The 15540-nt window shown below is 54.0% G+C and carries 15 protein-coding genes; 6 read left to right on the top strand and 9 right to left on the bottom strand.

Going from position 1 to position 15540, the window contains the following annotated elements:
* Positions 1 to 106 precede the first annotated feature (106 nt).
* Positions 107 to 1330 (top strand): peptidase T, encoded by a 1224-nt coding sequence (gene pepT / locus B498_RS14075; protein WP_008500762.1) that lies wholly within the window; start codon positions 107 to 109, stop codon positions 1328 to 1330.
* A 50-nt stretch (positions 1331 to 1380) separates the two neighbouring features.
* Entirely contained in the window at positions 1381 to 1872 is a 492-nt protein-coding gene (locus B498_RS14080; RefSeq protein WP_008500761.1) for an REP-associated tyrosine transposase, read from the top strand.
* 90 nt (positions 1873 to 1962) lie between these two features.
* Here B498_RS14080 and B498_RS14085 read toward each other — a convergent pair whose 3' ends face one another.
* The 8 genes from B498_RS14085 to rluE all read right to left on the bottom strand — a co-directional run bounded on the left by B498_RS14085 (position 1963) and on the right by rluE (position 9771).
* On the bottom strand, positions 1963 to 3084 hold the full coding sequence (locus tag B498_RS14085) for a cupin domain-containing protein (RefSeq protein WP_008500760.1): 1122 nt from the start codon (positions 3082 to 3084) through the stop codon (positions 1963 to 1965).
* 91 nt (positions 3085 to 3175) lie between these two features.
* Positions 3176 to 4639 carry a two-component system sensor histidine kinase PhoQ gene (gene phoQ, locus B498_RS14090; RefSeq protein ID WP_008500759.1) on the bottom strand — a complete coding sequence of 488 codons (1464 nt, stop codon included), beginning with the start codon at positions 4637 to 4639 and terminating at the stop codon, positions 3176 to 3178.
* Positions 4640 to 5311 (bottom strand): two-component system response regulator PhoP, encoded by a 672-nt coding sequence (phoP, locus tag B498_RS14095; protein WP_025911763.1) that lies wholly within the window; start codon positions 5309 to 5311, stop codon positions 4640 to 4642.
* 122 nt (positions 5312 to 5433) lie between these two features.
* Entirely contained in the window at positions 5434 to 6804 is a 1371-nt protein-coding gene (gene purB, locus B498_RS14100; RefSeq protein ID WP_008500757.1) for an adenylosuccinate lyase, read from the bottom strand.
* A 19-nt stretch (positions 6805 to 6823) separates the two neighbouring features.
* The gene (gene hflD / locus B498_RS14105; protein ID WP_008500756.1) at positions 6824 to 7453 is read right to left on the bottom strand and encodes a high frequency lysogenization protein HflD; all 630 of its coding nucleotides are present in this window, start codon (positions 7451 to 7453) and stop codon (positions 6824 to 6826) included.
* A gap of 28 nt (positions 7454 to 7481) precedes the next feature.
* A complete protein-coding gene (gene mnmA / locus B498_RS14110) occupies positions 7482 to 8594 on the bottom strand; it encodes a tRNA 2-thiouridine(34) synthase MnmA (protein WP_021241033.1) in 1113 nt (370 codons plus the stop codon).
* 40 nt (positions 8595 to 8634) lie between these two features.
* A complete protein-coding gene (locus B498_RS14115; RefSeq protein WP_008500754.1) occupies positions 8635 to 9108 on the bottom strand; it encodes an NUDIX hydrolase in 474 nt (157 codons plus the stop codon).
* A 9-nt stretch (positions 9109 to 9117) separates the two neighbouring features.
* Entirely contained in the window at positions 9118 to 9771 is a 654-nt protein-coding gene (gene rluE, locus B498_RS14120; protein ID WP_008500753.1) for a 23S rRNA pseudouridine(2457) synthase RluE, read from the bottom strand.
* 117 nt (positions 9772 to 9888) lie between these two features.
* On the opposite strand from rluE, the gene icd reads away from it, so the two are divergent.
* The 3 genes from icd to B498_RS14135 all read left to right on the top strand — a co-directional run bounded on the left by icd (position 9889) and on the right by B498_RS14135 (position 11884).
* Positions 9889 to 11139: an NADP-dependent isocitrate dehydrogenase gene (icd, locus tag B498_RS14125; RefSeq protein WP_008500752.1), complete on the top strand. Its 1251-nt coding sequence runs from the start codon at positions 9889 to 9891 to the stop codon at positions 11137 to 11139.
* A 77-nt stretch (positions 11140 to 11216) separates the two neighbouring features.
* Positions 11217 to 11564, top strand: coding sequence for a DUF1304 domain-containing protein (locus B498_RS14130; protein WP_008500751.1), 348 nt, complete (start codon positions 11217 to 11219; stop codon positions 11562 to 11564).
* A gap of 74 nt (positions 11565 to 11638) precedes the next feature.
* Positions 11639 to 11884, top strand: a complete 246-nt coding sequence (locus B498_RS14135; RefSeq protein ID WP_008500750.1) for a DUF2543 family protein — start codon at positions 11639 to 11641, stop codon at positions 11882 to 11884.
* Positions 11885 to 12174: 290 nt separating this feature from the next.
* Here the strand turns inward: B498_RS14135 and B498_RS14140 are convergent, their stop codons facing one another.
* Complete coding sequence (locus tag B498_RS14140) at positions 12175 to 13674, bottom strand: cyclic diguanylate phosphodiesterase (RefSeq protein WP_008500749.1); 1500 nt, start codon at positions 13672 to 13674, stop codon at positions 12175 to 12177.
* A 236-nt stretch (positions 13675 to 13910) separates the two neighbouring features.
* Here B498_RS14140 and B498_RS14145 point away from each other — a divergent pair, with 236 nt between their 5' ends.
* Complete coding sequence (locus B498_RS14145; RefSeq protein ID WP_008500748.1) at positions 13911 to 15431, top strand: cyclic diguanylate phosphodiesterase; 1521 nt, start codon at positions 13911 to 13913, stop codon at positions 15429 to 15431.
* The last annotated feature ends 109 nt before the right edge of the window (positions 15432 to 15540 follow it).

Genomic DNA, 15540 nt, shown 5'->3' with positions numbered 1-15540 from the left:
GATATAAACGGAAAATATTCTCGTTTGCGGGATAAAAGTGACCTGACGCAATATTTGCGTTTTGATGCTTATTGATAATGTTGTCACAAAAAGTGAGGGTGACTGCATGGATAAATTACTTGAGCGTTTTTTACAGTACGTTTCGCTGGATACCCAATCTAAGCCGGGTGTTCGCCAGGTGCCGAGCACCGAAGGCCAGTGGAAGCTATTAAACCTGCTTAAAGAGCAGCTTGACGCCATGGGGCTGGTCAACGTCACGTTAAGCGAGAAAGGCACTGTGATAGGAACGCTGCCGGCGAATGTCCCGGGCGACATTCCGGCGATTGGCTTTATCTCCCATGTCGACACCTCTCCGGATTTTAGCGGTAAACATGTGAACCCGCAGATTGTTGAAAACTACCGCGGCGGCGACATTGCGCTGGGCATTGGCGACGAAGTGCTCTCGCCCGTGATGTTCCCGGTGCTGCACCAGCTGCTCGGTCAGACGCTGATCACCACCGATGGTAAAACGCTGCTGGGGGCGGATGACAAAGCGGGCATCGCGGAGATCATGACGGCGCTGGCAGTGCTGAAGGGCAACGATATTCCGCACGGTGATATCCGCGTGGCCTTTACGCCGGATGAAGAGGTCGGCAAGGGCGCGAAGCACTTCGACGTGGACGCCTTTAACGCCCAGTGGGCCTACACCGTCGACGGTGGCGGCGTCGGTGAGCTGGAGTATGAAAACTTCAATGCCGCGTCAGTCACGATCAAAATTGTCGGCAACAACGTCCACCCAGGCTCTGCCAAAGGCGTCATGGTCAACGCGCTGTCGCTGGCGTCGCGAATTCACGCGGAAGTCCCGGCGGAAGAGAGCCCCGAACAGACCGAAGGGTATGAAGGTTTCTATCACCTGACCAGCATCAAAGGCACCGTGGACAGCGCGCAGATGCACTACATCATCCGCGATTTTGACCGTAAAGCCTTTGAGGCGCGCAAGCGTAAGATGATGGAGATCGCCAAGAAGGTGGGCAAGGGCCTGCATCCTGACTGCTATATCGAGCTCATCATCGAAGACAGCTATTACAATATGCGCGAGAAGGTGATGGCCCATCCGCATATTCTCGATATCGCCCAGCAGGCGATGCGCGACTGCGATATTGAACCGGTATTAAAACCGATTCGCGGCGGTACCGACGGTTCTCAGCTGTCGTTTATGGGACTACCGTGCCCGAACCTGTTTACCGGTGGCTATAACTACCACGGTAAACATGAGTTTGTGACGCTGGAAGGGATGGAAAAGGCGGTGAAGGTGATAGTGCGGATAGCTGAGTTGACCGCTAAACGCTAAAAAATGCCCGGTGGCGCTGCGCTTACCGGGCAATGAGGCAAGGAGTGCCCATGTCAAACTACCGTCGCCATTACGTCCCCGGTGGCACCTGGTTTTTCACCGTTAACCTGCAAAACCGTCAAAGCGATTTGCTTACCCGCCATATCGATAACCTGCGTTCCGCCACCTCAACGGTTAAGCGTGCGAAGCCCTTCACCATCAACGCGTGGGTTATTTTGCCTGAACATATGCACTGTATCTGGACCCTACCGGACGGGGACAGTGATTTTTCCGCCCGCTGGCGGGATATCAAAAAGACATTCAGCCGCAGCATCGACATGCGCTATATCTGGCAGCCACGATTCTGGGAGCACACTATCCGCAACGAAGAGGACTACCGGCGGCATGTGGATTACATTTATATCAATCCGCTGAAGCACGGCTATGTGGGTAAAGTCAGCGACTGGCCGTATTCAACGTTTCATCGGGACGTGGCTGAAGGGTTGTATCCGGTGGATTGGGCAGGAGAGATTGAGGATTTTGCCGCGGGGGAGCGGAAGTGAAAAGCCGGGTGGCGGCTACGCCTTACCCGGCCTACAAAAGCTCGATCCCATAGGCCCGGTAAGCGCAGCGCCACCGGGCACTAAAGCGACTCAGTCCTCAAAGAACCAGTACCCGCTGTTGACCAGTGCGGCCAGCATCGCGAGGAAGGACGGGTCTTCCAGCGCATCGCCAAAGGTATCAGCAGTCAGCACCAGATGGCTGGCAATCGCTTCCAGCGCCGGTCGGTGCGGAGAGTCCAGCTTCTCGCCGTTGACGAACACGTCCTCACCAATGCGCAGCACGCGCAACCCGCCCAGGCGCGTCAGCTTGTCGCCTTGCTGAAGCGCATCGTAAATCTCGTCCGCCTGATACGGCGGCTCCGGAGGCGCAACGTCCAGCTCGTGGCGGGACTGGCTAATAAACTCGCCAAACCACTGACGGAAATGTTCCGGCTCGTTGATCAGATCCAGCATCATGCCGCGCAGCTTATCCAGCTCCGCAGGCAGGATGTCTGCCGGGTGCTCACGCGCAGGCACGTCGGGATCGCTATAACGATAGCTGCCCAGCTCGCACTGCAGAACATAGTCGGCAAATCCGCTGATCATCTCGCGGCCGCTTGGCGCGCGGAACCCGACGGAGTAGTTGAGGGAATTCTCCAGGGAGTAACCTTCGTGAGGGAATCCCGGCGGGATGTAGAGAATATCACCCGGCTCCAGCTCTTCGTCGATAATCCCTTCAAACGGATCAACCTGAAGCAGGTCCGGATGCGGGCAGTGCTGCTTCATCGGCACTTTTTCGCCCACGCGCCAGCGGCGGCGGCCCGTACCCTGAATGATGAACACATCGTACTGGTCCAGATGCGGGCCTACGCCGCCGCCCGGCACGGAGAAGGAGATCATCAGATCGTCCATGCGCCAGTCGGGCAGGGCGCGGAACGGACGCATTAATGCGGCCGTTGGCTCGTGCCAGTGGTTGACCGCCTGTACCAGCAGCGACCAGTTGTTTTCACCGAGATGATCGTAGCTTTCGAAAGGACCGTGGCTAACCTGCCATTTCCCGTCCTGGTGGCTGACCAGGCGGCTGTCGACTTCGTTTTCCATGGCCAGACCGGCCAGCTCGTCAGGCGAGATAGGGTCGACAAAATTGCTGAACCCGCGTTTCAGAACGACCGGGCGTTTTTGCCAGTAACGTTCAATAAACTCGGGCCAGTTAAGCGTTAAGTGATAATCCATATTTTTTTATTCCGCAGGCTCTTACTGACTCGGATTATAAAGGAAGCTCAGCCCCCCGGCTGCGAGATCCTCGCATTTTTCACATAACGGGTTAACTATCGTTCGATGTGGGCTGCTGGCGACCAAAAATGACCTCCATTCGCGCGCCGCCCAGCAAACTTTCGCTGGTTTCGATTTTCCCGTCATACTGGTCGACAATCTCCCGGGCGACGGCTAATCCAACGCCCTGGCCAGGACGTAGCGTATCGGCGCGCTGACCGCGATCGAACACCACATCACGTTTATTGCGCGGGATCCCCGGGCCATCATCCTCCACGATGATATGCAGTTCGTTATCCGTCTGCCGCGCCGACACTTCCACGAACTCCAGACAGTATTTGCAGGCGTTATCCAGCAGGTTGCCCATCACTTCCATGAAGTCATTTTTTTCACCCACAAAGCTTATCTCTGGCGAGATATCGAGGCTGATATTCACCCCTTTACGCTGATACACCTTGTTGAGGGCGGACGTGAGGTTATCCAGAAGCGGGGCGACCGGATGCAGCTCGCGGCTCAGCAGGGCGCTGCCGGAACGCATGCTGGCGCGGTGGAGGTAATAGCCAATTTGCTGAGAAATACGGCTGATCTGCTCCAGCATCACCGGCTCGGCATCGTCGACGCTCAGCTTCGAACTGCGCATGGAACGCAGGGTGCTTTGCATCACCGCGAGCGGGGTTTTCAGGCTGTGGGTCAGATCGGTAAGCGTCGTACGGTATTTATCATAGCGTTCGCGTTCACTTTTCAGCAGGCGGTTGAGGTTTCGCACCAGGCTGGTGAGCTCGCGGGTGGTTTCCGGATTTAGCTTTTCGCGATGATGTTCTTCCAGCTCGCGAACCTCTTTCGCCAGTGATTCAATGGGGCGCAGGCTCCACCACGCCGCTATCCACAGCAGCGGGATCACCAGCAGCAGATTTGCCGCCAGAACGTAGATGAACCAGCTCCAGACCATATAAGAACGCTTCAGCTCGACCGGAATGGTGTCGATCACCACGATGGTCAGCTGCGGCATGTTTAGCGTCGCCGGATAAAGGTTAATCGCAACGGAGTGCGTCATCTCCGTTTCGGCGTCGTCGGCGCGGATCTCGTTCAGCTTTTGCTGCAGGGAACGATCTTCACGGATCAGCGAGCTGGTGGTGTTGAGATCGGCTTCAATTTCGTGAAACCCGTTGGTTTTAAGCCACTCCGGACGAATGCTTTTGACCAGCCACGGAATGTCGCGCTGCGCCCACAGCAGCTTTCCCTTTTCGTTGTAAATCAGGGCCAGGGTGGGGCTTTGCTGATTAAGGTTTTCCGGCATTTCGACGGTGATTCGGTTGTCTTCCCATTTCGCAAGGGTATAAAACAGATTGCTTTCGCCGCGTAAGAGACGAAAGGTCGTTTTATCGAAGCTGACGCTGTACCCCACCAGGGCGACCATGCCGTAGGAGAGCGACAGCACCAGCACCACCGCAGCCGTTGCCAGTAAAAAACGAACCCGCAGTGAGAGGGGCAGAAGATGACGCAAAATCCGTCTCATTTAGCGTAATTCAAACAGGTAGCCCTGACCGCGGACGGTGGTAATCACATCCTGCGGGTACTGGGCCTGAATTTTCTTACGCAGTCGTCCCATCAGCACGTCAATGGTATGGCTCTCGCGCAGTTCAGCGTCAGGGTAGAGCTGAAGCATTAAAGAATCTTTACTCACCACCTTGCCGCTGTTGCGGATCAGCGTTTCCATAATCGTATATTCGAATGCGGTCAGCTTGATGACTTCATCGTTAATTGAGAGCTCGCGGCGGGAGAGATCGACCTGGAAAGGCGGGATGGAAATAACCTGCGACGCCAGCCCGCTGTTGCGACGGAGCAGCGCCTGCATGCGGGCCGCCACCTCTTCAATATGGAACGGCTTAGTGACGTAATCATCTGCGCCCGCGCTGAGCACTTCAACTTTATCCTGCCAGCCTTCACGAGCGGTCAGCACCAGAACCGGCAGGGAAACATCGTGGCTGCGCCAGCGGCGAATCAACGACAGGCCGTCTTCGTCAGGCAACCCTAAATCGACAATGGCGATATCCGGCAGGTGTTCATTGAGATAATAATCGGCTTCTTTTGCATCTTCAGCATCGTCCACCTGATGTCCCATCTCCTGAAGCTGAACCTTCAGGTGATGGCGTAGCAATGCGTTATCCTCAACAACCAGTACGCGCATCATCTTTTCTCCCAGAATAAATAGTATGAATAGTTTAACGCTGATTATGTTGCTGTGGGGATAAACATTGAGTAAACCGGGGAAAAGCAACCCCCTTTCCGGGCGGAAAGGGGGAGAAGGGATTATTTCAGTTCGTCAACCATGGTGATGGCGCGGCCAATGTAGTTCGCCGGAGTCATCGCCTTCAGGCGGGTTTTCTCTTCTTCCGGCAGCGCCAGGCCGTCGATAAACTGCTTCATACCTTCGGCATCAACGCGTTTGCCGCGGGTCAGCTCTTTCAGCTTCTCGTACGGTTTTTCGATGCCGTAACGACGCATCACGGTCTGAATCGGCTCCGCCAGCACTTCCCAGTTGTGATCCAGTTCGTCCAGCAGACGATCGCGGTTCACTTCCAGCTTGCTCACGCCTTTCAGCGTGGACTGATACGCGATCAGCGCGTAGCCGATGCCCACGCCCAGGTTACGCAGTACGGTGGAGTCGGTCAGGTCGCGCTGCCAGCGGGATACCGGCAGTTTGCTCGCCATATGCTGCAGCACGGCGTTCGCCAGACCCAGGTTACCTTCGGAGTTTTCGAAGTCGATCGGGTTCACTTTGTGCGGCATGGTGGAAGAGCCGATTTCACCGGCGATGGTTTTCTGCTTGAAGTGGTTCAGGGCGATGTAGCCCCACACGTCACGATCGAAGTCGATCAGGATGGTGTTAAAGCGCGCGATGCAGTCAAACAGCTCCGCAATATAGTCGTGCGGCTCAATCTGGGTGGTGTACGGGTTCCACTGAATGCCCAGCGAGGTCACGAACTCTTCGCTGAACTGGTGCCAGTCCACTTCCGGATACGCGGCGATGTGGGCGTTATAGTTACCGACCGCGCCGTTGATTTTGCCCAGAATTTCAACCTGTTCCAGCTGACGGTACTGGCGCTCCATACGGTACGCGACGTTCGCCATCTCTTTACCCATCGTGGATGGGGTGGCTGGCTGGCCGTGGGTACGGGAGAGCAGCGGAATGTCGCGGTATTCCACGGACAGCGCTTTCACCGCGTCGATGATTTTACGCCAGTAAGGCAGCACCACCTCTTTGCGCGCGGTGGAGAGCATCAGCGCATGAGAGAGGTTGTTGATGTCTTCAGACGTACAGGCGAAGTGGATGAACTCAGACACGGCGTGCAGCGCAGGAACGCTTTCCACTTTCTCCTTCAGGAAGTACTCAACCGCCTTCACGTCGTGGTTGGTGGTGCGCTCAATGGTTTTAATGCGCGCGGCGTCTTGTTCGCTAAACTCGGCAACGATTTTATCAAGGTAATCGTTTGCCTTTTCGTCAAAAGCAGGAACTTCCTTGATTGCTGCCTGGGCGGCCAGCTTTTGCAGCCAGCGTACTTCAACCTGAACACGGAACTTCAGCAAACCATATTCGCTGAAGATCCCGCGCAGCGCGCTGACTTTATCGCCGTAGCGTCCATCGACAGGGGATACGGCGGTCAGTGAGGATAATTCCATAATTCGCAACTCCGGGAGGTTAACAATGAGCAAGAATTTGTTTTGCCTGAGTGGTCAGGCGATTACGAGAAAACATGAGCTGCAGGCGGCCACCGCCAACCTGGTGCCACAGCACGGCAGCGCGGATCCCTGCCAGCAGGGAGGCGCGTACTTTTGCCTGTACCTGCGGGCTTTGCAGCACGGCAGGGGAGCCGGTGACCTGAATCCGTGGGCCCAGCGGGCTGATGACGTCAACATAAATGCCGGCCATGGCGCTCAGCAGCGTGTCGGACTGCAGGTCAAAATGGTCAAGCTGACGCTGTAACCCGGCAATGCGATCGCCCAGGGTATTAAGCGCGCCTTTTGCTGCGCTCAGCTTACGCTCCAGCACCATCAGGCTCAACGTGTAGCGGGTCAGCTCTGCGTTTAACCCCTGACGGCTGCTGGCGTTAAGCACGCCAAGCAGGGTTTCAAGACCGAGACGAAGATTGGTTTCACTGCCACCGAACACGCCCAGGGTCGAACCGGGGTTGAGGTCGATAACGCTATTGAGTGAAACGTGCAGGGCATCAGCGTCGCAATGACCCTGATGCGCCAGCTGTTGCACCAGACGGGCTGACTGGCAAATTCCCGCCAGCGCCAGGGTGATGTCATAGTAGTTCTTCGCCACACGGTCTCCTTTATGTGTGCAAACGCTGTTAAACAGCGGGCAGCGGCAGGCGCTGTTCAATGATCCCGCCGCCCAGGCAGATTTCGCCGCTGTAGAAGACAGCGGACTGACCCGGGGTGACGGCGGCGACCGGCTCGTCGAAGCGCACGTCAATGCGGTCGTCATCAAGCGCGGTAACGGTGCAAGGAATATCGGTCTGACGGTAGCGTGTTTTCACCGTGCAGCGCAGCGTGCCTTTCAGCGGCTCACGATCGACCCAGTGCAGCTGCTGCGCGATCAGGCCAACGGACATCAGACGCGGATGGTCATGGCCCTGAGCAACAACCAGAATATTGTTTTCGACATCTTTGTCGACCACGTACCACGGATCTTCGCTACCTTCTTTCGTCCCGCCGATACCCAGGCCTTTACGCTGGCCTAAGGTGTGGTACATCAGCCCCTGATGCTGGCCAATCTCTTCCCCGTCGACGGTGACAATTTTACCCGGCTGTGCGGGCAGGTAACGTCCGAGGAAATCGCGGAATTTGCGCTCGCCGATGAAGCAGATACCCGTAGAGTCTTTTTTCTTCGCGGTGATCAGGTCCAGCTCTTCGGCGATTTTACGCACCTGCGGCTTTTCCAGCTCGCCGACCGGGAACAGGCTCTGGGCGATTTGCTCGTGGCTCAGCGTATAGAGGAAATAGCTTTGATCTTTGTTGCCGTCCAGACCGCGCAGCAGCTGGCTTTTACCATTGACGTCTGCGCGACGCACGTAGTGACCGGTCGCAATGTAGTCTGCGCCCAGATCTTCCGCGGCGAATTCCAGGAAGGCCTTAAATTTGATCTCTTTGTTGCACAGAATATCCGGGTTCGGCGTGCGGCCCGCTTTGTACTCTTCAAGGAACAGTTCAAACACGTTGTCCCAGTATTCTGCGGCAAAGTTAACGGTATGCAGTTCAATGCCGAGCTTATCGCACACGGCCTGCGCATCGGCGAGATCCGCTGCGGCAGTGCAGTATTCCTCGCCGTCATCTTCCTCCCAGTTCTTCATGAACAGGCCCTCCACCTTATAGCCCTGTTGCTGTAACAGGTAGGCGGAAACGGAGGAATCGACACCGCCGGACATGCCGACGATCACTTTTTTCTGGCTATTATCTGACATGGAATACTCACGACATTGAACTTCAAGGCGGCGTATTCTATCACGCCCCCCCACCATTGGCACCCTCTGTAAACGGCCAGTTAAATGCGCCGATGACATCCAGCGGCAAGCGTGCGCCTGACTGCCAGCAGCGGATGCTTTCCGCAACCAGCGGCGAGCGCAGGTTTGGCGCGTTCAGGATCTCGTCGGCGGTGACCCACAGGCAGCGATCGATATCGTCATCCTGCGGTTCAGTGGCGCACGTTTCGCTAAGCTCAACGGCAAACAAAAAACGCAGGAACGGTGTGCTGTCGGGCGCAATCCACTGGTGCATACGGATGAAGTGCTGGGGCTCGGCGTGAATACCGGTCTCTTCCCACAGCTCGCGTTTTGCCGCCTGCAGGAGGGTTTCATTGGCTTCAAGGTGCCCGGCAGGCTGATTCCACAGCGCTTTGCCGTTAATGCTCTCTTCGACAACAAGGAATTTCCCCCGGGCGTGGACCACGCAGGCTACCGTGACATGAGGTTTAAACATAGTGACTCCTTAAGAGGTAACGTCCCGCCATTCACCGTTTGCCAGCGTTTCCAGGGTGTAGTTACCCATGGCGTAACGAATCAGGCGCAGGGTGGGGAAGCCGACGTGTGCGGTCATGCGCCGAACCTGGCGGTTGCGGCCTTCATAAAGGGTGATTTTAAGCCAGCTTGTCGGAATCGATTTGCGTTCGCGGATAGGCGGGTTACGCGGCCACAGCCACTCCGGTTCATTCACGCGTTCAATACCTGCCGGCAGGGTGGGACCGTCGTTGAGCGTGACGCCTTTGCGCAATTTTTCCAGCGTCTCATCATCCGGCTCGCCTTCTACCTGGACGAAGTAAATTTTGCCGGTGCGTTTCCCCGGCTGTGTGAGTTTCGCCTGTAAGGCGCCATCGTTGGTCAAGACCAGCAGGCCTTCGCTGTCGCGGTCCAGACGCCCGGCCGCGTAGACCCCCTGAACCGGGATGTAGTCCTTAAGCGTGCTGCGCCCGGCTTCGTCGGTGAACTGCGGCAAAACATCGTAGGGTTTATTGAACAGAATCACCCGCTTTGGCTGGGTTTCTTGCGGTCGTCTGGCGGCTTGTCGCGAGCTGAATCGCTCAACCCGGTGTTTTGTAAAAGAAGTTTTCTTCATGGTATTTTCAGGCGTTATCAATTGCCGCATTATAGCCTAATAACGAAGACCTTTCATGGCGTCGGACAATCAGGTACTATCGAAGGGCTCATTACAATTTATTAACATAAGATCAGTAACAACCAGAAGCGCTCGAAGGAGAGGTTAATGGAAAGCAAAGTAGTTGTTCCGGCGGAAGGTAAAAAGATCACCCTGCAAAACGGCAAGATTAACGTTCCTCACAATCCGATCATTCCATTCATCGAAGGTGATGGTATCGGTGTAGACGTTACCCCGGCAATGCTGAAAGTGGTTGATGCCGCTGTTGAGAAAGCCTACAAAGGCGAGCGTAAAATTTCCTGGATGGAAATTTACACCGGTGAGAAATCGACGCAAGTTTATGGCCAGGACGTCTGGCTGCCAGCAGAAACGCTGGACCTGATCCGCGACTACCGCGTTGCTATCAAAGGCCCACTGACGACGCCAGTTGGCGGCGGTATCCGTTCCCTGAACGTGGCACTGCGTCAGGAGCTGGACCTGTACGTCTGTCTGCGTCCGGTTCGTTACTATCAGGGCACCCCAAGCCCGGTTAAGCATCCAGAACTGACCGACATGGTCATCTTCCGCGAAAACTCAGAAGACATCTACGCGGGTATCGAATGGAAAGCGGACTCTGCTGATGCAGAGAAAGTGATTAAATTCCTGCGCGAAGAGATGGGCGTGAAGAAAATTCGCTTCCCTGAGCATTGCGGTATCGGCATTAAGCCGTGCTCCGAAGAAGGGACCAAGCGTCTGGTGCGCGCGGCCATCGAATATGCGATCACCAACGACCGTGACTCTGTGACCCTGGTTCACAAAGGCAACATCATGAAGTTCACCGAAGGCGCGTTCAAAGACTGGGGCTACCAGTTGGCGAAAGAAGAGTTCGGCGGTGAGCTGATCGACGGCGGCCCATGGCAGAAGATCAAAAACCCGAACACCGGCAAAGAGATCATCATTAAAGATGTGATCGCCGATGCGTTCCTGCAGCAGATCCTGCTGCGTCCAGCGGAATACGACGTGATTGCCTGTATGAACCTGAACGGTGACTACATCTCTGACGCCCTGGCAGCTCAGGTTGGCGGTATCGGTATCGCCCCTGGCGCGAACATCGGTGACGAGTGCGCCCTGTTCGAAGCTACCCACGGTACTGCACCTAAATACGCAGGCCAGGACAAAGTGAACCCGGGCTCTATCATCCTCTCCGCAGAGATGATGCTGCGTCATATGGAATGGTTCGAAGCCGCAGACCTGATCGTTAAAGGTATGGAAGGCGCGATCAACGCGAAAACCGTAACTTACGATTTCGAACGTCTGATGGAAGGCGCTAAGCTGCTGAAATGCTCAGAGTTTGGCGACGCGATTATCGCGAACATGTAATCCAGATTCTGGGTTAAACAAGAGCGGGGGCCTGAGGGTTCCCGTTTTTTTTGCCTCTGCCCGCGGGAGACAACCCGATGTTAGCCACTGTCCTTATCACTGTCGTTGCACTTATTCATCTCTACATTCTTGTGCTGGAAATGTTCCTGTGGAATACCAAAACAGGGCACAAGGCCTTTAATCTGCGTCCTGATTTTGCACGCGACACCCGCGTGCTGGCGGCGAATCAGGGTCTGTATAACGGGTTCCTGGCGGCGGGCCTGCTGTGGAGCCTCTGGCTCGGCGAAAACGGGATTCAGGTGGCCATCTTCTTTCTGACCTGCGTGCTGATCGCCGGGCTTTTTGGCGCAGCCACCGCCAGCCGAAAAATTTTGTACGTTCAGGCCATTCCCGCGCTCGCTGCGCTGCTTGCGTTACTCATCTGAAGCAATGCTTTGGTTGAGATAATGTGTCCGATATACTCGTGACGTTACCTTTATTGACCAGAGACGAGACTGTTATGCACAACGATATCCCCCTGAAATATTATGATATTGCCGATGAGTACGCGACGGAGGCCGCAGAGCAAGTCGCGGAATCAGAGCGCGACGCGCTTGCACACTATTTCCAGCTGCTGCTTACCCGCTTAGCGAATAATGAGGAGATCAGCGAGGAAGCCCAGCAGGATATGGCCACAGAAGCCGGGATCCGTGCGGGTCGCATTGATGATGTTGCGAACTTCCTCAATCAGTGGGGAAATGAATAGCCTGCCTCAAAAACCGTTATGGTGATGCTTTGCGATACAGCTCAGCATCACGCTATCGGACCACATGCATTTTTTCCGCAGAATAGGCGAAGCGGGTTTATCGACAAGCAGCGCGAAAATAACGATCAGAAAAAAGAGTACTACTGGAAAAACTAAGGATAATTTCACGTTTTTAACCAAAATAAGAGTGTGCTTCAGGGTAATCTACCGTCTGAATATGACGACTATATGTTTTGGCGGAAAAAATGGAAACGTCCGAGTGTAAAAAAACGAGCAGGACAGGCTTCAGGTTAGGGGGCGACGCCGGTGAGTCGCTTCGCCAGCTCGCTCCGGGTGAGTGCTTTTGAAAAATACCATCCCTGGATCAGCGCGTCGGGATATCTGTTCGCAATAAAGCGATACTGAGTTTCATTTTCCACGCCCTCGAACACAAGGGTTTTATTCAACTTCGCGAGGGCATCGCTGAAGATAACAAAGATGTTTTGCTTATAATCTTCGCTGATGCCATCCACCAGCGATTTGTCAATTTTGATTTCATCATATTCAAGCTGCGACAGCCGCGCCAGATTTGAATTTTGCACGCCGAAATCATCGATTGAAATTTTAACGCCAAGCGATTTTAGTTCCTGGCAGAATCCCTCAAGGATATCCGCCGCGGAAACGGCTTTCTCAGAAAGCTCGACCTTCATCAGGGAAAGGGGAAGGTTGTTGACTAAGCACTCGCGACGCAAAATGTTAATAAACTGTCCGTCTTCAATTTCTTTCCGCCCAACGTTGATTGAAACGATCAGCTGATGCTTAATCGCCAGCGGGGCAATTTCTGAGAGAGATTTACCGATAACATTGCCATAATATCTTTTATACAGCCCGATTTTCTTAATTAATGGGATAAACAGCTCCGGCGAGACGTCTCCGTGTTTTTGATCGCGCCATCGCGACAGAACTTCCACGCCCACGATTTTTTGATCGCTAATGCGAATAATGGGCTGATAGTTAACGCTGAAGGTATTTGTTATCACGGCTTTGATTAGCGTACGTTCCAGCGAAAAACGGTCTTCATGGATACGGAAGACAAATAACGTTATCGCGGCCCAGATAAAGTAGAGAATGATCGCGAGAAACGTCAAGATAAACGGGGGTAACGAGGCCAGTCCCGCATCGTGATGTTTTACAATCACGCATAAATCCCACACGGCGCTGCACTGTGTAATGGTCAGGGTGAACAACGTGGAGTGCAGCCAGCTCCGCGCTCGCAGGTCGGGGGCAGCCGAAAAAAAGATCCGGCCAAAGTCCTTTGTGGTGGCACTCAGAGAATAGCTTGCGGTAACCGGGGTGAATTTATCGTAAGCATAGCGGGAGGTGAAGATAATAATATTATTATAAATGGCCGCATTGCCCGTGAAAAAGTCTTTTCTTGAAAACTGCGCGAGGAGAAAACCTCTCGGCGTTTTATGCAGTTCCGCAGGAAGTGGAACGGGCGTCGCGAGTTTACCCCAAAAAGCAGTACAGATAATTTTTCCTTTTTCAATAAAACCGATATCGCCGAAATAGAGGTTGTTAAGCTTTATTTGTCTGTAGCTATCAAGGCTGGTTTTATCACACCCCTGCGTCGTTATGCTTTTAAGGCCCAGCGCCACGTTTTGGGACAGGTCTTCGGAATAATGTAAAAGGGTCCGGGATATTTCAAGCTGTTTGGTTTTTTGCTGACCAAGGATAACCGCATTGACCGCATAAAGAGACAGGATGACCAGAAGCGTTGAAACGATCGCAACGGCAATGCGCTTTTTCATTTTCCGGTTATCCTGTCCGCTCCCTGAATTCATAAATCTTAACACAGCCTGGGCAAGGCACAAGCCTGATAGTCACGCCGAGTGAGCAAATTCGGGCGGGTGAACTCATACGAAAGCATCAGTTTTTTAAGACAATTCTCAGCTAAGCTATTTTCATTGCGATCGGCAACGTCAGGTAAACCACGGGTTCTTCTTTCAGATCCTTCATGCTTGTTTATTCTATTAAGGAAAACATCGTGCGCAACGTGATGATCCCTATTCTCAGTGCCCTGTTTCTTTTTCTGATCGGCATACTGATTATTAACTGGCAGTTATGGCAGATGGCGAAAATGAATAACGTTCATACCGCCACGGTAAGCACCCAGAAAATAGAAAGCATTTTGTCGGAAGCCGTCAGTGCGGCCAACACGGCGAAGCGCGTTGCGGAGCAGGGGTGTACCAGCAGCGGGCAGCTGGCGCTGGGGACAGAAGCTGCGCTAAAACCGCATCTGCGCGCCATCATGATCCAGCAGCAGGGGCAAATCATCTGTACATCCCTTCCGGGGAATGGCGTATTGATTGTTCATCCGGAGACGCTACCTGAAAAAGAATTAATGCTGCTCCCCGGTAATCGACTGGTGAACGGCATCCCGGTACTTGTCTTCCAGATGCCTATCGCGGGCGGGCGCATCATCGTCAGCGTCAGTGATGCGCATTTGCAGGACGTCATCGCGAATGCATCAAACAGCGTTGACCTGGGGTTGGTTGTCGGCGAAAGCATGTTTACGCGCAACGGTGATGTGACCGGATGGAAAGCGGCCTCGTGGACGGGTTCACTTACGGCATCTTCGCAATTCCCCTTTAGTCTGGCCTGGCAACCGCCTGCCTTTTTTAGCCTGACGCGGCTACTGCACCAGGGCTGGAGCCTGATACTGCTGATTCTCGCGCTATCCCTGGCGGTGGGCATTTTGATCCGCCGATACAAGGGAAAAAGCACCACCTTTGAAGACGATTTGCGTAAGGCCATTTTGCAGGGAGAGATCGTGCCTTACTACCAGCCGATCGTGAACGGGGACACCGGCGGGTTATACGGGGTTGAAGTCCTGGCAAGGTGGAAGCATCCAAAGTCTGGGTTTATCCCGCCGGATGTCTTTATTCCGATTGCTGAACGTAGCGGGTTGATTATTCCGCTGACCAAAGGCTTGATGGCGAAAGTGGTCACACAGCTTAAGCCGCTGTTGCCGAAGCTACCGGATGGGTTCCATATCGGAGTGAACATCAGCGCCAGACACATTGATGCCCCTTCTTTCCTCGGTGACTGTCGTCTCTTCGGCAAGGGGTTTCAGGGTAAAGCCGTGAAGCTGGTTCTCGAGGTGACCGAACGTGAACCGTTGATCGATAATCCTCATCTGGTGGAAAACCTCAACGCGCTGCATAACGCCGGTTTTGTCATTGCACTGGATGATTTTGGTACGGGGTATTCCGGGCTGTCATGTCTAAATGCGCTTGCCATAGATTATATTAAAATTGATAAAAGCTTTGTTAACCGGGTTTCTGAGGAGAAGGACTCAACGATCCTGCTGGACTGCGTTATTGACCTGGCGAAAAAACTCTCATTGCGTATCGTGGCCGAAGGTGTAGAAACGAAAGAGCAGCTGGAGTATCTCAACCGTAATGAAATTACCCTGTTGCAGGGGTATTATTTTGGTAAACCCGTCTCCTATATCGATTTTATTAAAGTCATTTTATCTAAGCCCAGGGAGGCCGTGATGCTGTAAAACGTCAGGCGCTGTAAAAAAAATCAGGAATAGAGCGGGTTGCCTGGCGGTGAAACACAAAATAAAGACGAGCTTCTGTTGTATGCTTAAGTGCAATTCATTTTCCTCT

The organism is Enterobacter sp. SST3, assembly GCF_000286655.1.
GTDB classification, from domain to species: Bacteria; Pseudomonadota; Gammaproteobacteria; order Enterobacterales; family Enterobacteriaceae; genus Enterobacter; species Enterobacter roggenkampii.
This window is presented reverse-complemented; position numbering and strand designations above follow the sequence as displayed.